Annotated in this window: 18 protein-coding genes; 11 read left to right on the forward strand and 7 right to left on the reverse strand. The window is 61.0% G+C overall.

Features of this window, described 5'->3' with window-relative positions; genetic code table 11:
* Positions 1-30 precede the first annotated feature (30 nt).
* The 5 genes from IP85_RS01275 (at position 31) to IP85_RS01295 (ending at position 4,775) form a co-directional block, all read left to right on the forward strand.
* The gene (locus IP85_RS01275) at positions 31-1,320 is read left to right on the forward strand and encodes a PotD/PotF family extracellular solute-binding protein (protein WP_054147842.1); all 1,290 of its coding nucleotides are present in this window, start codon (positions 31-33) and stop codon (positions 1,318-1,320) included.
* A gap of 133 nt (positions 1,321-1,453) precedes the next feature.
* Positions 1,454-2,359 (forward strand): ABC transporter permease, encoded by a 906-nt coding sequence (locus IP85_RS01280; protein ID WP_054147843.1) that lies wholly within the window; start codon positions 1,454-1,456, stop codon positions 2,357-2,359.
* A gap of 1 nt (position 2,360) precedes the next feature.
* Positions 2,361-3,179, forward strand: coding sequence for an ABC transporter permease (locus IP85_RS01285; protein WP_054147844.1), 819 nt, complete (start codon positions 2,361-2,363; stop codon positions 3,177-3,179).
* A 4-nt stretch (positions 3,180-3,183) separates the two neighbouring features.
* Entirely contained in the window at positions 3,184-3,927 is a 744-nt protein-coding gene (locus IP85_RS01290) for an aspartate/glutamate racemase family protein (protein ID WP_054147845.1), read from the forward strand.
* Positions 3,924-4,775: a GNAT family N-acetyltransferase gene (locus IP85_RS01295; RefSeq protein ID WP_054147846.1), complete on the forward strand. Its 852-nt coding sequence runs from the start codon at positions 3,924-3,926 to the stop codon at positions 4,773-4,775. Before IP85_RS01290 ends, IP85_RS01295 begins: the two co-directional genes overlap by 4 nt.
* Positions 4,776-4,781: 6 nt before the next feature.
* Here IP85_RS01295 and IP85_RS01300 read toward each other — a convergent pair whose 3' ends face one another.
* From IP85_RS01300 to IP85_RS01320, 5 genes are read right to left on the reverse strand one after another with little or no spacing between them, the layout of a single operon-like run.
* The gene (locus tag IP85_RS01300) at positions 4,782-5,282 is read right to left on the reverse strand and encodes a GNAT family N-acetyltransferase (protein ID WP_054147847.1); all 501 of its coding nucleotides are present in this window, start codon (positions 5,280-5,282) and stop codon (positions 4,782-4,784) included.
* Position 5,283: 1 nt separating this feature from the next.
* Positions 5,284-6,216, reverse strand: a complete 933-nt coding sequence (locus tag IP85_RS01305) for an ROK family protein (protein WP_054147848.1) — start codon at positions 6,214-6,216, stop codon at positions 5,284-5,286.
* On the reverse strand, positions 6,213-7,397 hold the full coding sequence (nagA, locus tag IP85_RS01310; protein ID WP_054147849.1) for an N-acetylglucosamine-6-phosphate deacetylase: 1,185 nt from the start codon (positions 7,395-7,397) through the stop codon (positions 6,213-6,215). Before nagA ends, IP85_RS01305 begins: the two co-directional genes overlap by 4 nt.
* Positions 7,394-8,416, reverse strand: a complete 1,023-nt coding sequence (locus IP85_RS01315; protein WP_054147850.1) for an SIS domain-containing protein — start codon at positions 8,414-8,416, stop codon at positions 7,394-7,396. Before IP85_RS01315 ends, nagA begins: the two co-directional genes overlap by 4 nt.
* 11 nt (positions 8,417-8,427) lie before the next feature.
* Positions 8,428-9,195 (reverse strand): GntR family transcriptional regulator, encoded by a 768-nt coding sequence (locus IP85_RS01320; protein WP_054147851.1) that lies wholly within the window; start codon positions 9,193-9,195, stop codon positions 8,428-8,430.
* Between the two features lie 481 nt (positions 9,196-9,676).
* Between IP85_RS01320 and IP85_RS01325 the strand changes: the two genes are divergently transcribed.
* The 6 genes from IP85_RS01325 (at position 9,677) to IP85_RS01350 (ending at position 16,407) form a co-directional block, all read left to right on the forward strand.
* Positions 9,677-10,861, forward strand: coding sequence for a Gfo/Idh/MocA family oxidoreductase (locus IP85_RS01325; protein ID WP_054147852.1), 1,185 nt, complete (start codon positions 9,677-9,679; stop codon positions 10,859-10,861).
* A gap of 12 nt (positions 10,862-10,873) precedes the next feature.
* Entirely contained in the window at positions 10,874-11,758 is an 885-nt protein-coding gene (locus IP85_RS01330) for a sugar ABC transporter permease (RefSeq protein WP_054147853.1), read from the forward strand.
* The gene (locus IP85_RS01335; protein ID WP_054147854.1) at positions 11,755-12,615 is read left to right on the forward strand and encodes a carbohydrate ABC transporter permease; all 861 of its coding nucleotides are present in this window, start codon (positions 11,755-11,757) and stop codon (positions 12,613-12,615) included. Before IP85_RS01330 ends, IP85_RS01335 begins: the two co-directional genes overlap by 4 nt.
* Positions 12,616-12,679: 64 nt before the next feature.
* Positions 12,680-13,900, forward strand: coding sequence for an extracellular solute-binding protein (locus tag IP85_RS01340; protein WP_054147855.1), 1,221 nt, complete (start codon positions 12,680-12,682; stop codon positions 13,898-13,900).
* A 99-nt stretch (positions 13,901-13,999) separates the two neighbouring features.
* The gene (gene ugpC / locus IP85_RS01345; RefSeq protein ID WP_054147856.1) at positions 14,000-15,130 is read left to right on the forward strand and encodes a sn-glycerol-3-phosphate ABC transporter ATP-binding protein UgpC; all 1,131 of its coding nucleotides are present in this window, start codon (positions 14,000-14,002) and stop codon (positions 15,128-15,130) included.
* 488 nt (positions 15,131-15,618) lie between these two features.
* The gene (locus tag IP85_RS01350) at positions 15,619-16,407 is read left to right on the forward strand and encodes a hypothetical protein (RefSeq protein WP_156322693.1); all 789 of its coding nucleotides are present in this window, start codon (positions 15,619-15,621) and stop codon (positions 16,405-16,407) included.
* 35 nt (positions 16,408-16,442) lie between these two features.
* On the opposite strand, the gene IP85_RS01355 is transcribed toward IP85_RS01350, so the two are convergent.
* Together IP85_RS01355 and IP85_RS01360 are read right to left on the reverse strand one after the other, a co-directional pair.
* Positions 16,443-17,531 (reverse strand): D-TA family PLP-dependent enzyme, encoded by a 1,089-nt coding sequence (locus IP85_RS01355; RefSeq protein ID WP_054147858.1) that lies wholly within the window; start codon positions 17,529-17,531, stop codon positions 16,443-16,445.
* Positions 17,531-19,012: a M81 family metallopeptidase gene (locus IP85_RS01360; protein ID WP_054147859.1), complete on the reverse strand. Its 1,482-nt coding sequence runs from the start codon at positions 19,010-19,012 to the stop codon at positions 17,531-17,533. Before IP85_RS01360 ends, IP85_RS01355 begins: the two co-directional genes overlap by 1 nt.
* Positions 19,013-19,035 lie beyond the last annotated feature (23 nt).

A 19,035-nucleotide genomic window follows, 5' to 3' on the forward strand; every position in this document is an offset into this window, starting at 1 on the left:
TCAAACCAATAAAACCAGGAGAACAGCGCAATGTCAGACAGCAGCAAGACGAAGAAGGGCGTATCTCGCCGCACATTCCTGAAGACCGCATCGGCCGCCGCCGGCCTCGCCGCCGGTTCGGGTGCCATCACCGGCTTCCCGACAATCTGGGCGCAGAACCCGATCACGCTTCGCCAGTTCGGCACGGGCGTGTCGAACATCAATGCCATCGCCCAGAAGTGCAAGGAAGACCTCGGCATCACGCTTGAGATGACGGCGACGGATTCCGACGCTGCAGCCCAGCGCGCCGTGACCCAGCCGATGTCCTACGACATCGCCGACATCGAATACTGGATCCTGAAGAAGGTCTATCCGACCGGCGTCATCCAGCCGATGGAAACCTCGAAGCTCAAGTTCTACGACAAGGTCGTTCCGCTGTTCAAAAACGGCAAGCTGCTGCCGGACAGCGTGATTGCGCAGGGGACTGCGCCGCACACGGTCGGCTATGTCGAAAGCAAGGATGCCAAGACTTTTGCGTCCGGCGAAACCGAACTCTTCACGATGATGCCGACCATCTACAATGCCGATACGCTCGGCATCCGTCCGGACCTCGTTGGTCGTGAGATCTCGTCTTGGGCCGACATCATGGACCCGGCCTTCAAGGGCAAGACCTCGATCCTCAACATTCCGTCGATCGGCATCATGGATGCCGCGATGATCTGCGAAGCCATGGGCATCATCAAATATGCCGACAAGGGCAACATGACGCAGGCCGAGATCGACACGACGATCGACTTCCTCATCAAGGCGAAGCAGGACGGCCAGTTCCGCGCCTTCTGGAAGTCGTTCGATGAGTCAGTCAACCTGATGGCATCGGGCGAAGTCGTCATCCAGTCGATGTGGTCGCCGGCCGTTGCTGCCGTCCGCTCGAAGGGTATCGCCTGCAAGTATCAGCCGCTCAAGGAAGGCTATCGCTCGTGGGGTGGTGGTCTGGGGCTCGCCGCACACCTCTCGGGCGCGCAGCTCGACGCGGCCTATGAATACATCAACTGGTACACGTCCGGTTGGGTCGGCGGCTACCTCAACCGCCAGGGCTACTACTCGGCCTGCATGGAAACCGCGAAGGAATTCATGTCTGCCGACGAATGGGGCTACTGGATCGAAGGCAAGGCTGCGACCGGCGACATCATGTCTCCGGAAGGTGCCGTGATGGAAAAGGCCGGTGCGGTTCGCGACGGCGGCTCCTTCGAAGAGCGCATGGGCAAGGTCGCCTGCTGGAACTCCGTCATGGACGAAGATCGCTACATGGTCCGCCGCTGGAACGAGTTCATCGCGGCTTGATCTACCACCCTCCCCTTGAGGGGGAGGTTAGCCACAAATGCCTTCTCCCCGCTTGCGGGGAGAAGGTGGCGGCAGCCGGATGAGGGGCAACCTCCCGGTCCGCTCTTTTCGAAGCGACAGGAGACCTAACATCATGGTGGAAGTGCGATTTCTGGGTGTCGGCGAGCCGAAGCCGAAACGCGTCATCCGTGTGCCGCTTGGGCTCGTCTCCTATCTGCAGGCGACGCCGCTCATGCTCATCCTCGGCGCCTTCCTGCTGCTGCCGATCCTGATGATCGGGACGGTGTCCTTCTGGGACTACGACTTCGCCCAGATGTATCCCGACTTCGTCACCTTCAACTATACCGAGACACTCGGCTCCTGGGTCACCTGGAAGATCTATTTCAACACGTTGAAATTCGCCTTCATCGTCTGGGCGATCACGCTCTTCGTCGGCTTCTGGGTCGCCTATTTCCTCGCATTTCACGTCCGCACCTCAACGATGCAGAGCGTGCTTTTCCTCGTCTGCACCGTGCCGTTTCTGACATCCAATATCATCCGCATGATTTCGTGGATCCCGGTGCTCGGGCGAAACGGGTTGATCAATACGGCGCTGGTCAATGCCGGCATCGTGCCACAGCCGATCGAGTGGCTGCTCTATTCCGATTTCGCCGTGGTGCTTGCCATGGTGCATCTCTACACGCTGTTCATGGTGACGCCGATCTTCAACACGATGATGCGCATCGACCGGTCGCTCTTGGAAGCCGCGCGTGATGCCGGTGCCAGCGGCTGGCAGATCCTGACCAATGTCATCATCCCCCTGTCGAAACCCGGCATGGCGATCGGTACGATTTTCGTCGTGACGCTTGTTATGGCCGATTTCTCTACGGTGCAGGTCATGTCCGGCGGGCAGAGTGCGTCTGTTGCGCTGATGATGAAGAACCAGATGTCGCTGCTTCAATATCCGGCAGCTGCCGCCAACGCCGTCGTGCTCTTGGCGCTGGTTCTGCTGATGGTTGCCGCCATTCTGCGTGTCGTCGATATCAGGAAGGAGCTTTGAGATGAACACCGAGAAACGATCGCGCGAATTCTACGTGCTCGCCATCTTCTTCACCCTCTTCGTACTCTTCCTCTACGGCCCCTTGTCGGCAATTGTGATCCTCTCCTTCCAGGGGCCGAATGGCGGCCTTACCTTTCCGCTGAACGGGGTCTCGCTGCGCTGGTTCGCCAACCTGTTCGAGCAGCAAGCGGTCGGTGATTTCGGCGGTTCGTTTCGCCGTTCCTTCGCGCTCGGCTTCATGGTCATGGTGGTCACGGTGGTCGTTTCGCTGCTGGCGGGCCTTGCTTTCCGTCGCAAGTTTGTCGGCTCGACTGCGCTTTTCTACCTCTCAGTCGCTAGCCTCGTCGTACCCTCGATCATCATCTCGCTTGGTATCGGCGTGTTGTTCAGCCAGCTTGGTTTCCAGCCTGCCTGGTACACCTCCGGTTTCGGAGCACATCTCACCTGGACGCTGCCCTTCGGCGTGCTGATCATGTTTGCGATCTTCAACCGTTTCTCACCTGCTTACGAAGAAGCCGCGCGCGATCTGGGTGCCACCTCCTGGCAGACCTTCCGCCACGTTGTCTTGCCGATGATCGCGCCGCCGCTGATCGGGGTCGGACTCTTCGGCTTCACGCTCTCATATGATGAATTCGCCCGCACGCTGATGACCTCGGGCACCTACAACACGCTGCCGCTCGAGATCTACGGCATGACGACCAATGTCACGACGCCGGTGCTCTACGCGCTCGGCACTGTGACCACGCTCTTCTCCTTCCTGGTGATTGCGGGAACGCTTGGGCTCATCATGGCCATGAACCGCCGTCGGGGGCGGGCGTGATCGCATGAAGATTGCCGTCATCAATCCGAATACGACGACCAGTATGACTGCGACGATCGCGGATGCGGCGCGCCGTGTCGCCCATTCCGAAACCGAAATCCTGGCGATCACCTCGTCGATGGGCCCAGTTTCGATCGAGGGCTATTATGACGAGGTATTCGCGGTGCCTGGCCTGCTGGTGGAAATCGCCAAGGCGGAACGCGAGGGGGCAGATGCGATCGTCATTGCCTGTTTCGACGATACGGGGCTGGATGCAGCCCGGGCGCTGGCTGCTATTCCGGTCATCGGCATCTGCGAGGCAGCGGTCTCTACAGCCGCATTCATAGCCCAGCGTTTTTCGATCGTGACCACCATGGAGCGCTCGCGGCTCCCCGTCGAACATCTCGTGCACCGCTATGGCATGGGCAGCCGCTGCAAGGTGCGGGCTGCCGATGTGCCGGTGCTGTCGCTGGAAGACCCAAATTCCAACGCTTGTGACCGGCTGCGCAGCGAGATCTCGGCAGCGCTCAAGGACGATAGAGCCGAGGCGATCGTGCTCGGCTGTGCTGGTATGGCCGATCTAACGGCAGCGTTGCGGCAGGAGTTCGGCGTGCCTGTCGTTGATGGCGTGGCGGCGGCCGTGAAACAGGCGGAAAGCCTTGTTGCGCAGGGCTTGTCAACCGCCAAGCGCGGCTCCTATGCGACGCCGGTCTCCAAGACCTATCACGGCGAGCTCGCCCGTTTCTCTCCCGCTGCCATGGGCGTATGAGCGTGGCAGAGGATGTGCAGATCAAGGTGCTGACGGCTGGCGAAGTCGAGGATCTCGTTGGCTGGGCGGCGCTCGAAGGCTGGAACCCGGGGCATGGCGATGCCGCAGCCTTCCGTTCCGCCGATCCAGAAGGTTTCATTGGCTGCTTTGTTGACGGGCGGCTCGCCGCCGGGATTTCCGCCGTGCGCTATCGGGACGGCTTCGGCTTCATTGGGCTTTATATCTGCCATCCGGACTTTCGGGGCAGGGGCCTCGGCCGGCGGGTTTGGGAAGCTGGAATGGCGCATCTGGCGGATCGCGTGATCGGGCTCGATGGGGTTGTCGAGCAGCAGGCGAATTATGGCTGCATGGGTTTTGCGCCCGCCTATGACACCGTGCGCTGGAGCATCGAGCGCATGCCGGCCCTGCCTGCGAGCTTCGCACGGTGCGAGGCGATCACCGAGGGTGATACCGGCGAGATCCTTGCGCTCGATCGGGCTTTCTTTCCCGCGCCGAGAGAAGACTTCCTCACAGACTGGCTGAAGCCGCCGCGCCGCGCCTTCCTCTGCCGACGGCAGGGTGTGGTGGCCGGTTATGCCGTGATGCGACCTTGCCTCAACGGCTACAAGATCGGGCCGCTGTTTGCCATGGATGGGCGAACGGCGGAGGATCTGCTGAAGATCTGCCTTGCAAACCTCAAGGGCGAGGAAGTGCATCTGGATGTGCCGGAATACCAGGAAGGGTTCCGCTACCTGCTCGGCCGTCTCGGCTTCAGGCAAGGTTTCCAGACGTCGCGCATGTATCGAGACGAGCCGCCTTCCGTGCAGAAGACGGGCGTCTATGCGATCACCACACTGGAACTCGGCTGAGGTTTCTCAGTCCGCCATGCCTGACGGTGCGGCAAGCGGCAGCATCTCCTTGTAAATGCCGGGCGACGAGCCGGGGATGGCGATGGCACCGACACTCTTTTCATAGAAGCCCATGGGGCCGGCGCCGCCGATGATCGCATAGCCGTATCCCTGGTCGCGCATGTCGAGCAGCGTGCGGATCAAGAGGGCATGGCCGATGCCCCGGCCGCGGGCGCTTTCATCGACGCCGGTCGGGCCGAAAAAGCCCTTCATCGTGGCATCATGACAGGCAAAGCCGAGCAGAGTGTCTCCCTCGTGGGCAATCCAGCAGGTGACGGGCTGGCGCATGATTGCGGCGGTCGCTTCGGCCACCCAGCCTTTGCCGAAACGGGGCTCGATCCAGGCAGCGATCGCGGGGAGTTCGGGGACCAGGGCACGTCGGATTGTGACGCCTTCTGCCGTCATGCGCCCGATGATCTCGGGATTGGCCTCAAGTTCGTAAAGCTTCACCAGCATGTCTGCGGCCATGTCAGGCTCCGTTGTGGTCTTTGGCGAAGTCGAGGCCGAGGATCGCCGCGCCCACCAGACCGGGCTCGACGCGGCAGGCGGCTGGCACGACGATCGGATGGGCGAACTTGCGCAGGATGCGTGACCGCAAGGCCTTGTCGATCCGCGTCAACAGTTCCGGGACGTTGGAGAGGCCGCCGCCGACGGGCAATATCGTCGTGCCGGTGACATTGACCACCATCGACAGCGCATCGGTGAGGATGTCGACATAGACGTCGACCGTGCGTTCGGCCTTGGCATTGCCATTCTGCCAATCAGCGATGATTTCCTCGCTCGTCAGCTGTTCGGCGTGAATATGCCTGTGGAGCTTTTCGAGGCCCCGCGCGCTGCAGACCGCGTCGATGCAGCCGATCTGGCCGCAGCCGCACTGGAAGCGCGGCACGTGGATCGGAGGCGTGCCGGCCTCGGTCGGCTGGATCGGCCCATGGCCCCATTCGCCGGCGAAACCGCTCTCGTTGATCAGCTTGCCGTCGATGACGAGGCCGCCGCCGACGCCGGTGCCGAGGATGACGCCGAAGACGACCCGGTGGCCCCGGGCCGCACCGATGCCGGCTTCGGCCAGCACGAAACAGTCGGCATCATTGGCGACGATAACAGGCAGACCGAGGGCGGCTTCGAGATCCGCCTGCAGAGGCCTGCCATGGATGCAGGGGATGTTGGCAACGACGGCGTTCAAGGTGTCCGGATCGATGACACCGGCAATCGAGATCGCGATACAGGCGGGGCGTTCACCGGCGATGGCTTCAGCCTCGGTTATGACGGATGCCAGCGTCGCGACGAAGGCGTCGAAATCGTGTATCGGGGTCGGCTGACGCGGGAAGGGGCGGATGTCTTCCGGGCTCGTTGCGAGCGCACCCTTGATGGCTGTGCCGCCAATGTCGAAGCAGACGATCATGCGAAGGCCCGGCTCGGTTCTGTGCGCTTCGCGAAGACGCAAGTGCCTGCGATCCAGGTCGAGTGGATGCCGAGATCCGGGCCGAGCACGACGAAGTCGGCATCCTGGCCTGCAGCTAGGCTTCCTTTGCTCGGCACGCCAATGGCCTCGGCGGGATAGAGCGATGCCATGCGCAGCGCTTCTTCCAATGGTTGTCCCAGCTTTTCGTGCACGTAGCGAACGCAGGAGAGCATGTCGATGTCGGCGCCAGCCAGCGTTCCATCGGCAAGCGTCAGGCGACCGTCACGGCGGTAGACGGTTCGGCCGTTCAGGTCGAAGCTTGTCTCATCAGAGCCAATGGTCGACATGGCATCGGTGACGAGGAAGATGTGGGCGGTGCCGGTCTTGGAGGCGAGCGCGATCTTCATGGTGACAGGATCGACATGGAAGCCGTCAGCGATCAGGCCGCAATGCAGGGCAGGCGAGGTGAGGGCAGCACCCACGAGGCCGGGTTCGCGATTGCCAAGCGGGCTCATGGCGTTGAAGAGATGGGTGACGAGCGTCGCCCCGGCTTCAACATAGGCCTCGACGCTGGCGCAGCTCGTGTCGGTGTGGCCAAGGCTGACGCGGTAGCCAGCCTCAACAAGGCGCTTGACCTGATCCGGTGTGACACTTTCCGGTGCGACGGTGATCATCGGGATGCCGAAACGCGATGCCTGCTCGACGAGATAGTCGAGATCGGCTTGCGCCATCGGGCGGATCAGGGCCGGATCATGGGTGCCCTTGCGGGCGATCGAGAGGTGCGGGCCTTCCAGATGCAGGCCGAGATAGCCCGGCTCGCCAGCGGTAGCTGCTGCCTCGCCGGCGGTGATTGCCTCGCGCTTGATCTCCGGTGCATCCGTGATCAGCGTGACCATAAGCGCTGTTGTGCCGTAGCGGGCATGGGCCTCGCAGATCGTGCGGATGCCGGTGAGAGTCGGATCGTTGTTGAACAGCACGCCACCGCCGCCGTTCACCTGCAGGTCGATGAAGCCGGGGGCAATCAGCGCATCGCCCAAATCCTGCCTGATTATGCCGGCGGGCAAATCGGTGCTGGATAGAACAGCCTTCACCTGGCCGTTGTCGACCAGGAGGGCTGCATCTTCGTGGAACTGGTGCCCATCGAAGATGCGGCTTGCAGTGATGGCGAAGGCTTGTCTCATTGGGTCTCGGTGACTTTCTTCAGTGCGACCGGCTTGTCGGGATTGAAGCCGCGCGCACGGGAGAGGGATTCGATAAAGCCATAATAGGGAACGATGAGGGCCAGCGCATCCGTGATTGGATGTCCGGTTGCGATGAAGGGCAGCTTGTGGCCGGCCGTCGCCTGATCCGAGGTGATGAAGCAGGTGGCGTTGCTGGCCGCAAGCTTCGAGACGGTGCCGGCGATCGAGGCCTCGGCCTTGTCGCGGGCGGCAAAGGCAACGACGGGAAAATCACGACCGACGATCGAGACGGGACCATGCAGGACTTCGGCTGAAGAATAGGCCTCCGCATGCAGTTCGCAGGTTTCCTTGCATTTGAGTGCGGCCTCGGCTGCGATGGCAAGTGTGGGACCGCGACCGAGCATGTAGAGCGACTCGGCCGACTTCAGCGGTTCGAGCAAGGCGCTCCAGTCGAGGGCAAGCGCCTTTTCGAAATGCTCGGGCAGCGTGTTCACGGCGCGAGTGAGTGCGGCGTCACGGCTCCAGCTTGCAAGGATGGCAAGGCCTGCCACGATCGAATTGACGAAGGACTTGGTGGCGGCAACCGCGATTTCGGGACCCGCCTTGATGTCGATGGCGAAAGTTGCGGCATCGGCGAGCGGCGAGGGCAGGGTGTTGACCAGGCTCACCGTGGTTGCGCCGCCGTCCCGGGCTGCTCTGGCCATGGCAACGATGTCGGGGCTTGCGCCGGACTGGGAGACGGCAAAGGCTGCGGCCTTGCCGAGCTTCATCGGCGTCTCGTAGATCGAGGCGAGCGAGGGACCGAGCGAGGCGACCGGCAGGCCCATCTGCAGCTCGATTGCATATTTCAGGAAGTGCGCCGCATGATCGGAAGAGCCGCGGGCGATCGTGACGACCACGCCTGGGTCCTTGTCGCGCAGCGCGTTCGCCGCTTCTGATATCACGGTCCTGGAGCTATCCAGCAGTCGGGCAGCGGCTGCGGGGATCTCGTCGATCTCCTCACGCATCTTGGTGGTCATCGGGCAAACTTTCAGTCTTGAGGCTTCATGGGCGAGCCGATGCCGAGTTCGGCAACCAGGTCATAGGCATCGCTGCGATAAAGCGCGCGCGACATTTCCATCACGCGGCCGGTTTCGAGATAGGCAATGCGCTGCACCGACAATGCGGCCGAGCCGGGCGGAACACCGAGCAGCTTGGTTTCTTCGTCCTTCAGGAGGACGGCAGAAATGCGCTGGTTTGCCCGTACGGGCCGGATGCCGGCATCCAGCAGGCAGAGATAGAGGGAATCCTCAATTCTGTCCGGATCCGGCAGCAGGTCGTCCGGCAGGCTCGTGCGCTCCAGCGCAATCGGCATGTCGTTCGCTGTTCTCAAACGGTCGATCCGGGCGACACGGGCGCCGCCGACGAGGCCGAGCATCATGGTTTCCTCTGCGGTCGGATAAAACAGGCCGCGTCCCAGCCAGCGAGAGCCTGCGACCATGCCGCGCCGGCGCATGTCTTCGGTAAAGGATGTCAGCTGGCTGAGCGGCTGTTGCATGCGTGGGACGGGTTTCACGACGAAGGTGCCAGACCCACGACGACGGATGAGCAGGCCTTCTTCCACGAGTTCGTCGATCGCCTTGCGCACTGTGACGCGGCTGATATCGGCCGCTTCTGCGATGTCGCGTTCGGCCGGGAGTGCGTCGCCATGCTTCAGGCGACCGGACGCGACGGCGTCCTCGATCATCTTGCGGAGCTTGACGTAAAGCGGTCCGCCGCGGACCGATTGAAGCTGTTCCAGGGGAAGGGGCGTGCTCATGCGGTTCCTCTGGCTTCGTGTTGGGGGACGCGCCGGCGGAGGGTCGATGTGCAATCCGTCATCAGCATCGGCATTTTTCCGTCCCTCGGTGGTCTTTGCGAAAACAATACCAACCAGAAACCTATTTCGCAAATGGTTTTGAAAAGGGTGGGCTCGATAACGGTGAAATGTAGAAATTTCATCGTCAAAACAGCGATTTGCACGATTTACCCTCGGATTCCTGGGGTTCTGGCTTTACGATTGGACTAGTTTTGGTATCTTAAATTAACGATTGGAGAGGGGCCAATCCAAAGCCTTTCCTCTTTGCCGCCGAATTGGAGTGCGCGGCGCTGGGAACTGCGATGTTTCGCTCTTCATCCGATTTCGGTGACTGGTGTGAAAACTATTTTCATCAAGCGTGGGAATTTTGCTTCCCATGTTGACGATGTTGGATTTTTGACGCAGTCTACGAAAAATAATTACGAAACCAGGGGAATGCACTATGAAGGTCGCCATTATCGGACTCGGATTCCGTCTGGGGTATCTGGGTCGGGTGTTCAAGGAGATCGACCCGACTTTCGAGATTGTCGGTTATGTCGATCCGGCGCCGGCCGGCATGGCGACGCTTGATGAGCATGGTATCTCTCCCGGCAAGGTCTATGACACGCCTGAGGCCCTGATCGTCGGCGAAACCTTCGATCTTCTGATGATTGGGTCGCCGAACCACCTGCATCTCGATCATATCCGGCTCGGCCTTGAGGCTGGTCTGACCGTTTTCACCGAAAAGCCGATCGTGACCAGCATCGAGGAGAGCTACGCGCTCGCCTCTCTGCTCAACACATACGGCCACGACCGCCTGCTGGTCGGTCTCGTCCTGCGTTACTCCCCGCTCTATCGCGATCTGCGCAAGGCGCAGGAAGAGGGGCGTCTCGGTAATGTCGTCTCGATCGAGGCCTCCGAGCACATTCAGCCCTATCACGGCGCTTTCTTCATGCGCGACTGGCGCCGCTACGGCCGTTATGCCGGCGGCTTCATGCTGGAAAAGTGCTGCCACGACCTCGACCTTTACAACGGTGTCGTCGGTGCGCGCCCGCGCTTCGTCGCGAGCTTCGGCGGTCGCAAGAGCTTCGTGCCGGAAAACGCACCTGAAGCGGAAGGCGTCAACGACCTCAACGTCTATCACCGCAAGCCGAGCGGCTGGCAGGGTTCCGACAAGGTCTTCGACAGCGACGGTGACATCATCGATTTCCAGACCGCGATCGTCGAATACGAGAACGGCGTGTCGATGACCTTCCATACCAATCTCAATGTGCCGGACGAATTTCGCCGCTTCTGCGTGATCGGTTCGAAGGGCATGGCGGAAGGCGATTTCGTCCGCGGTTTTATGGACGTGCATGACGCCCGCACCAACGAGAAGGTGATCGCCAACACCTACAAGGCGCCGTCCTCGCTGTCACAACATTATGGCGCCGACGAGCAGATGGCCGAGGATGTCATCGCCTTCGTTCAGACGGGCGCCAAGCAGCCCGTTTCCGCCATCGATGCGCTGGAGGCCGGTATTCTGGCGCTCGCCATGGACGAGGCACGCCTCGCCCGCAAGGTCGTGGATCTGAAGCCGGTCTGGGAAAAGTTCGATGCATGCCTGCATGGCGCGTCGGACGCTTCCGTCCGCGCCCGGTCAGCGTAAGGGAGCGGTCGGATGCAAGCTCGCCAAAGTGCCATCATCTTCGCCTGGCTGCTGATCGCGCCGGCTCTTCTCTACATTGCCGTCATCGTCGCCTATCCGCTGGTCGATACCTTCATCCTGTCCTTCACAGATGCGTCGCTCCGCAAGACGACGAACTGGGTCGGCTGGACGAATTACGAGAAGATTTTCAACGACACCTTCGGCGAAGTCATCGTCAGGACCTTCATCTGGACCTTCTTCTCGGTGTCGATCAAGATGATCATCGGTACCTTCGGTGCGGCCATGCTGAATGCAGCCGTGCCTGGCCGGACGCTCTTTCGTGTGTTGACGATGCCGCCGTGGATCGTGCCCATGGCGATTGGCATCTTCATGTGGGGCTGGATGTATAACGGCCAGTTCGGCATGATCTCCGGCGTGCTTCAGCGCATGGGCGTGGTCGATGGCCCCGTCGCCTTCCTCGCCTATGGTTCAACGGCCTTCTGGGCGACGATCTTCACCGATGTGTGGATCGGCGTGCCGATGGTGACGCTCTACATGCTCGCGGCCATGCAGGCGATCCCGCAGGATCTCTACGAGGCTGCCTGGACGGATGGCGCCGGTCGCTTCTATCGCTTCCGCCGCATCACTATGCCGCTGATCTTGCCCGCCATGATCACCATGTCGATGCTGTCCCTGATTGCGACCTTCAATTCCTTCGACATCATCTGGATCCTGACGCGCGGCGGTCCGAGCGGTGAAACCACCACGATGATCATCGATACCTATCACACGGCGATCGGCTCGAAGAAGTATGGCGAGGGCGCTGCCCGTGCGGTCCTGATCTGCATCTTCCTTTCGATCTTCTGCGTCGCCTATTTCCGCGTCACCAGCCGTCTCTCGCAGGAGCATGCCCGATGAGCTACGACAAGACAGCCCTGATCAACCGCTATCGCTGGTATGAACTGGTTGGCATCTATGCCGGGATCGCGGTGTTCCTGACCTTCGTTCTGGCGCCCTTTGTCGAAGGCTTCCTGGTGTCGCTGAAGCCGCTCAGCCAGCTCTTCTCCTCGCCCTACCGCTTCTTCCCGGAGAACGGCTCCTTCGATGCCTACATCACGATGTGGGACAGTGTGCCGGGCTTTGCCCGCTATATCTTCAACTCCTTCTTCATCTCGACGATAGCGACCGTCGTTGTCCTCCTACTGGTCGTGCCGGCATCCTATGCCTTCGCCCGTTTCGAGTTCCGCGGTCGTGGTCAGTTGCTCGCCGCCTTCCTTGCGGTCAACATGTTCTCGGGCGCCGTATTGCTCATTCCACTCTTCCGGCTCATGCGCTCGCTCGGCGTGCTCAACACCTATTTCGCGATGATCGTGCCGGGTGTCGCCTTCCTCATTCCGTCAGCCATCTGGTTGCTCCGCACCTATATGATGCGCATTCCGCGTGAGCTGGAAGAGGCCGCCTATGTGGATGGCGCGGGCTATTTCTACACCTTCCGCCGGGTGGTCCTGCCGCTTGCCACGCCGGGCATCGCCGTGGTCGCGATCACCACCTTCATCGGCGCCTATGCCCAGCAGTTCATCTTCGCACTGACCTTCAACTCCAAGACCGAATACATGCCGCTGCCGATCGGGTTGTTTGCCTATTTCGGTCGCCAGGAGGTCATCTGGAACGAGCTGATGGCGGCGAGTTTCGTGGGGATCGCACCCGCCATGATCGTGATCTTCTTCCTGCAGCGCTACCTCGTCAGCGGCCTGACCGCCGGCGCGGTCAAATAAGGGCTGCCAACCAAAATTCGGGCCAACCGGACGCTTTCAACCTGTCAACAAAGGGGAACTATCGATGACAAGAAAATTGACCATGCTCGCAGGCTCATTCGCCTTGCTCGCAAGCTCGGCGCTCACCACGCTGGCCGCGGACCAGGAAATCAGCTGGATCTATTGCGGCGACAAGATCGACCCGATCCACGAGAAGTACATCGCCGAATGGGAAGGCAAGAATGCCGGCTGGAAGGTAAAGCCCGAAGTCGTCGGCTGGGAGCAGTGCCAGGATAAGGCCACCACACTCGCCGTCGCAGGCACGCCCGTTGCCATGGCCTATGTCGGCTCGCGCACGCTGAAGGAATTCGCCCAGAACGAACTGATCGTCCCGGTTCCGATGACGGATGAGGAAAAGGCCTCCTACTATCCGAACATCGTTGACACCGTGACCTTCGAGGACACGCAGTGGGGTGTTCCTGTCGCTTTCTCGACCAAGGCCCTCTACTGGAACAAGGATCTGTTCAAGGCTGCCGGCCTCGACCCGGAAAACCCGCCGAAGACCTGGGCTGACACCATCGCTGCCGCCAAGCAGATCAAGGAAAAGACCGGCACTGCCGGCTATGGTCTGCCGGCGAAGACCTTCGACAACACCATGCACCAGTTCATGCATTGGGTTTACACCAATAACGGCAAGGTCATCGACGGCGACAAGATCGTCATGGACAGCCCCGAAGTCCTCGCCGCGCTTCAGGCCTATAAGGACATCACGCCCTACTCCGTTGAAGGTGCGACTGCTTACGAGCAGAACGAAATCCGCGCGATCTTCCTCGACGGCAAGGTCGGTATGATCCAGGCGGGTTCGGGTGCTGCCTATCGCCTGAAGGACACTTCGATCAACTGGGGTGTTGCCCCGCTGCCGGTCGGTCCGGCTGCCAAGGGTGAAGGTACGCTGCTGATCACCGACAGCCTTGCGATCTTCTCCGGTTCGGGCGTCGAAGAAAAGGCGATCGAGTTTGCCAAGTACATCACCTCGACTGATATCCAGCACGAATACGAGCTGCAGGGAGGCGCTGGCCTGACCCCGTTGCGTCCAGGTGCGGTTGTCGACCAGTTCGTCGCCAACGAACCCTTCTGGAAGCCGTTCATCGACGGCATCGCCTATGGTGGTCCGGAGCCCCTCTTCACCGACTACAAGGGCTTCCAGAACGTCATGATCGAAATGGTTCAGTCGGTTGTCACCGGCAAGACCGAGCCGGCCGAAGCGCTGAAGAAGGCTGCAGCCGATCTCGAGCAGTACAAGTAATCTCGGGTAACCGAGGCTCCGCGGGCCGGGATCGGCCCGCGGATTTCATCAAGCGGATTTGGCCGGTCCTTTGAGGAACGGCAATGGAGACTGAGGGTCGTGGGTCAGCTATTTCTGAAAAAGGTGCGCAAGTCGTACGGGCATTTCGAGGTCATCAAGGGTGTGGATCTCGAGGTGAAGGACGGCGAGTTCGTCGTTTTCGTCGGTCCCTCGGGCTGCGGCAAGTCCACGCTGCTCCGCATGATCGCGGGCCTCGACGATACGACCGATGGTGACATCGTCATCGATGGCGAGCGCGTCAATGACAAGCCGCCCGTCGAGCGCGGCATCGCCATGGTCTTCCAGTCCTACGCGCTCTACCCGCATATGTCGGTCTTCGAGAACATCGCTTTTCCGCTGCGCGTCGAGAAGCTCTCCGAAGAGCAGATCCGCGAGAAGGTGGGTGCGGTCGCCAAGATCCTGCAGCTTGATCAACGCTTGCAGCAGCGCCCGGGCCAGCTTTCCGGCGGCCAGCGCCAGCGTGTTGCCATCGGCCGCGCCATCGTGCGCGAACCGAAGATCTTCCTTTTTGACGAGCCGCTGTCCAACCTCGATGCGGCGCTGCGCGCCGACATGCGCATCGAACTCACAAAGCTGCATCGCGACCTCGAAGCGACGATGATCTACGTCACCCACGACCAGATCGAGGCCATGACCATGGCCGACCGGATCGTGGTGCTGAATGCCGGTATCATCGCCCAGGTGGGTGCGCCGCTCGAACTTTACCACAAGCCAGAGAATACCTTCGTCGCCGGTTTCATCGGCAATCCCAAGATGAACTTCGTGCCGGTCACCTGCGTCGGTGTCGACGCGATCGGGGTGACGATTTCCTATGAAGGCCAGACGGCGCTGATCCCGGTTGAGGCGCGTCCGGACCTCGTCGGCCAAAAGCTGACGCTTGGCATCCGGCCTGAACATACGCGTCTCAGCGAAGGCGATATCAACATCATGGTGACGCCCAGCGTCGTCGAGCGGCTCGGGATCAACACGATCGCCTATGCTGCGTTGCAGAACGGCGAACCCTATTGTGCGCTCTTGCCGGGCTCGGCGCCGATCCGCGTCGAGCAGCCGATGGTGACAGGCATCATGGCGGCCGATTGCCACCTTTTCGATGCCAATGGCCAGGCGCTCGAACGCCGCATCGACTGGCGCACCCTTGACCTTCCGGCGTCTGTGACTGCCGCCGAATGATGCCAAATCTCGACGATAGGAACCTATAGGATGGCTTACTGCCGGTCTCTGGCTAGGCGCGGCGTGCCAGGCGATGCTTGTGCATCGGCCAAGCGGCGCAACAACGCCTGAGACCGGCGATAAGCCACCTTCGGTCGGCTTCCCGGACCTTTTGGCGTCGTCGAGTTCCTTGACCGATGCGAAAGCATCGCTCGTCGGACCTCTCCTAGCCAGAAGGACCGGTCGAGCCGATCCTATAGGCTCCTATCGTCGAGACTTGGTATTCGTTCCTCCCGGCCATGCCAAAGGCCAATCCCCTGGTCCGCCTTCGGGCGGACCTTTTTTCGTTTGGGCTCCATCGCATTCAGCAGATTGCGACAGGGTCCAACACTGGCAATCTTCGCGACATGAGTGTATAAATGCACCTTTAGTACAACTAAAATTACGGGCCTCCTCTGCTGTTCAGAGGGATATGTAGATCCGTATAGTGAGATGGATTGGGGCCAGGATTGAAAACGCCCACGAGGGATAAATTCGCTCGGCAAGGCTATAGCTTCCTGATCATTTGCCTGTTTCTCCTCGCGATCTTTCTCGTGAGTGGCCCGTATAAGGCGGGTACGGACTATTCCGCAGCGCAGCTGCGACAAGCCTCCGACTATGTGCAGGCGCTCGTGCCGGATACTCAGATTTTCCTCTATCCAAACGGGCAGCCAACCACCAAAACTCATGCTGGTGCGACCTTTGCACGCGCTGTCTCCGAGAGCCTTATGCGTGAAAGACCCGGTCGTTATCGGCGGGCATGGGGAACGGAGGATATCGCGATCGTCGCTGTCGAGAACTTCTTCACGGCCGATCGGGAAGCACGTCTAAGGCAGCTTCGGGACCTTCCTCTACCTGATTTCCTCAAGGAGGGCATGCTTGTATTGCCCGAGTCAGACCTTGGCTGTCATGCCGCAAGTTTCCAACAGTTCGGTTGGGCTGTTGGCGGCTACGTCCTTGTTGATCTCGGTTATTACCGTGAGGATTCCAAACCCGCAATTGACTGTGTCTTTGCTGGGTTCGATGCTGTCGATGGAATGCCGCTCAAGGGCAATTCATTTGATCAGGCGCTTCTGCCCGGTGCCGATGTCCGGCTCGTCATCGTGGATTACGTACGCCTCTGCGCCCATAAGGGCGTGTCGGATGCGCAAGACGGTGTGCGTTCGAGGCACGGCATCAGTTCTCTGCCGTCGATTGGGTGCGTCAGGCAAGAGCTCTCAGTGGCACTCAGCCAAATTCCGGAGCCTTCGGCCAAGTAGCAATAGAATGTGCCGGTTGGGAATTGGGCGAGACGCTACCAGACAAGCCCACGCGCCGCGACGTCCTCCACGCGGGTGACGATGCCGTCGCGGTGGAAGGTCATGACATCGAAGAGGTTTGAGACGACGCAGGTGTGGTTCGGGATGATCCTGACCTTCTCGCCGATCTCGGGGCGTCGCCCCTCAATCTTCGACAGATCGACCGTGCCGTGCTCCTCGGAGAGGACGGAGATCATGGCGTCCGGATACTCGACGATCATGCCGTAGTCGGAGAAGCCGAGGAGGTCCGAGGTGAGCGCCTTGGAGCCTGAATCAAGGATGGCGCGATCCTTGGTCGGGCTTGAGACAATGGTGGCCAGGATGTGCATGGCACAGTCGTCGAGGCTGCAGTGACCCGAGCGGGCCATGGCACGATCGTTGTAGACATAGGTGCCGGCGCGGTGCTCGGTCGCCGATGTCACCTTGTGGGCGGAGAAGAGGCTGGGCGTGCCGCCATTGGAGACGATGGGGCAGGCAATGCCACGGGCCGCGAGGCCGGCGATCGTGGTCGCGAAGAATGCCTCGACGGCTTCCTCGGTGTCGGCCTTGGGGTAAGTCAGGATACCGCCAAAGGTGAGGCCGGGGGCGGCGGCGATTGTCTCGGCAAGTGCTACGGCCGCTTCAGGACTCTGGACGCCACAGCGTCCGCCGCCCGTGTCGCATTCAACGAGAACCGTGAGCGGGTGCGTCTGTGAGAAAGCGCAAGAGAGACCGCGCACGGTGGTCTCGCTGTCCGCGACGACCTTCAGGCCCGAAATGCGGGCGTTCAGATCGACGAGACGCTTGTGCTTCTCGCTGCCGAGAATGTTGAAGGTGATCAGCAGGTCTTCAAATCCGTGATCGGCGAAGATCTCGGCTTCGGTGATCTTCTGGCAGTTGATGCCCTTCGCCCCCGCCTTCACCTGTTCTGCAGCGATCTCAGGGATCTTGTGGGTCTTGATGTGCGGACGGAAGGCGAGGCCATGGCTGTCCATGTAGGTCTGGACGCGGGCGATGTTGGCGGCGAGCTTCTGTTCGTCGATCAGTGGAAGCGGGGTCGAGAGTTCTGATATCGACTGGCCGGGCTTTGGGCGCGGGAGTTCCATCAGGCGGCCTCGCTGCCTTCGGGCGTCTCGTGCGGATTGGCCATGATCGGCCAGATATCGCGGCGCACATGGCGATAGGCGGTCTTGGCCGGATCATTCGGATAGGGTGTACCTGCGGCGCAGTAGAGAATTTCCGAGGCGATCTGCGAGAAGGCCGCATAGAAGTGGTTGGTCGACTTGATGACGAGGAGATGTTTGCTCGTCGGGTCGATGCCGAGTGCCGTGAAAAGCGAGGGGTCGTAGCTCTGGACGCGGACCGAGCTAAGAATGATGTCGATTCCCTCGAGCCGGATATGGGCAGCATCGCCGAAGGGGGCGATGCTGTCGCCGAAGCGCATTTCGGCAGAAGGCACGACCTTCACCACCTTCACCAGACCGTCGATCGGATGGCCGGTGCCGGGGGCCGATTTTGCGCCGAAACGCAGCGGGATTTCAGCGCCTTCGCCGGCGGCCATACAGATCTGCACGGCGATCGGGTCCCAGATCATGCCGACGGCTGCGTTGGTAACGCCACGCGCCAGCATTTCCTCCAGGATCACGGTCGCGTCGCCCGCCGTTCCGCCACCCGGATTGTCCCACATGTCGGCGATGACGACGGGGCCTTCAGGGTAGGCGAGCGCCTGGTCGAGCGCTGTCTTTTCGTCGATCTGCGGCATCATGAAGGTGCCGCGCTTGGCAAAGAGCTCAAGGCCGAGATCGCGGGCGAGCATCGCGCCTTTGTCGGCATTGCCGTTGGTCACCGCGATCGTCTTGGTGCCCATTTCAGGCACGTCGCCGGCCATGAAGCCATGAATGACCGAGAGCGACAGAACGTCTGCATCCACCTTCTCGATGGCCATAAGCCTGTCAACAAAGCTGCGCATCGGCTCGCGCGAGGTCGGGAAGACATCGATCATCCTACAGTCGAAGACTGACATGACCGGCTTGACGCGGCCTTCCAGCGTGTCGACTGCGATCCGCCAGAGATCTTCGGCGCGGTCGACGAAATCCGTATGCGGGAATTCCTTGAAGACGACGAAGAAATCGGCGGCTGCCACGCGCTTTTCTGTCAGGTGGCTGTGCGGATCGAGTTCTGCGCAGAGCAGGATGTCTGGGCCGATGATCTCGCGGATGCGGGTCAAGAGATCGCCTTCCGGGTCGAGATAACCGTCGGCCACCATCGCGCCATGCAGGCCGAGCACGACAGCATCGACGGGCATGGCTGCGCGTAGCTGATCCAGGATCTCGTCACGCAGGCTCTCGAATGTCTGCCGGTTGACGAGACCTGCCGGATCCGCCCAGGTCGCGGTGCCCTCTATCAGCGTCCAGCCCTTGTCAGTGCAGACCTTGCGGCCGACCGTGATCGGCGCGGTGCACAGCGTGGGGGTCGCGGGATGTTGTCCCGGAGGTGCATAGAGCGAATCCTCGAAGGCGCGCCGGTCGATGCAGATCGGGGAGAAGGTGTTCGTTTCCGTTGCAAGCGCGGCGGTGAAGATGCGCAAAGGCTGACCTCCGGGGTCTTGAG

The organism is Rhizobium sp. AAP116, assembly GCF_001295785.1.
GTDB lineage: Bacteria > Pseudomonadota > Alphaproteobacteria > Rhizobiales > Rhizobiaceae > Allorhizobium.

Excerpts from the sequence above, each read along its gene's own strand:
- IP85_RS01335 (WP_054147854.1), top strand. The coding sequence starts at position 11,755 with ATGAGCTACGACAAGACAGCCCTGATCAACCGCTATCGCTGGTATGAA.
- IP85_RS01295 (WP_054147846.1), top strand. The coding sequence starts at position 3,924 with ATGAGCGTGGCAGAGGATGTGCAGATCAAGGTGCTGACGGCTGGCGAA.
- IP85_RS01305 (WP_054147848.1), bottom strand. The coding sequence starts at position 6,216 with ATGATCGTCTGCTTCGACATTGGCGGCACAGCCATCAAGGGTGCGCTC.
- IP85_RS01325 (WP_054147852.1), top strand. The coding sequence starts at position 9,677 with ATGAAGGTCGCCATTATCGGACTCGGATTCCGTCTGGGGTATCTGGGT.
- IP85_RS01300 (WP_054147847.1), bottom strand. The coding sequence starts at position 5,282 with ATGGCCGCAGACATGCTGGTGAAGCTTTACGAACTTGAGGCCAATCCC.
- nagA (WP_054147849.1), bottom strand. The coding sequence starts at position 7,397 with ATGAGACAAGCCTTCGCCATCACTGCAAGCCGCATCTTCGATGGGCAC.
- IP85_RS01340 (WP_054147855.1), top strand. The coding sequence starts at position 12,680 with ATGACAAGAAAATTGACCATGCTCGCAGGCTCATTCGCCTTGCTCGCA.
- IP85_RS01280 (WP_054147843.1), top strand. The coding sequence starts at position 1,454 with ATGGTGGAAGTGCGATTTCTGGGTGTCGGCGAGCCGAAGCCGAAACGC.
- IP85_RS01275 (WP_054147842.1), top strand. The coding sequence starts at position 31 with ATGTCAGACAGCAGCAAGACGAAGAAGGGCGTATCTCGCCGCACATTC.
- IP85_RS01320 (WP_054147851.1), bottom strand. The coding sequence starts at position 9,195 with ATGAGCACGCCCCTTCCCCTGGAACAGCTTCAATCGGTCCGCGGCGGA.
- IP85_RS01355 (WP_054147858.1), bottom strand. The coding sequence starts at position 17,531 with ATGGAACTCCCGCGCCCAAAGCCCGGCCAGTCGATATCAGAACTCTCG.
- IP85_RS01290 (WP_054147845.1), top strand. The coding sequence starts at position 3,184 with ATGAAGATTGCCGTCATCAATCCGAATACGACGACCAGTATGACTGCG.
- IP85_RS01330 (WP_054147853.1), top strand. The coding sequence starts at position 10,874 with ATGCAAGCTCGCCAAAGTGCCATCATCTTCGCCTGGCTGCTGATCGCG.
- IP85_RS01285 (WP_054147844.1), top strand. The coding sequence starts at position 2,361 with ATGAACACCGAGAAACGATCGCGCGAATTCTACGTGCTCGCCATCTTC.
- IP85_RS01315 (WP_054147850.1), bottom strand. The coding sequence starts at position 8,416 with ATGACCACCAAGATGCGTGAGGAGATCGACGAGATCCCCGCAGCCGCT.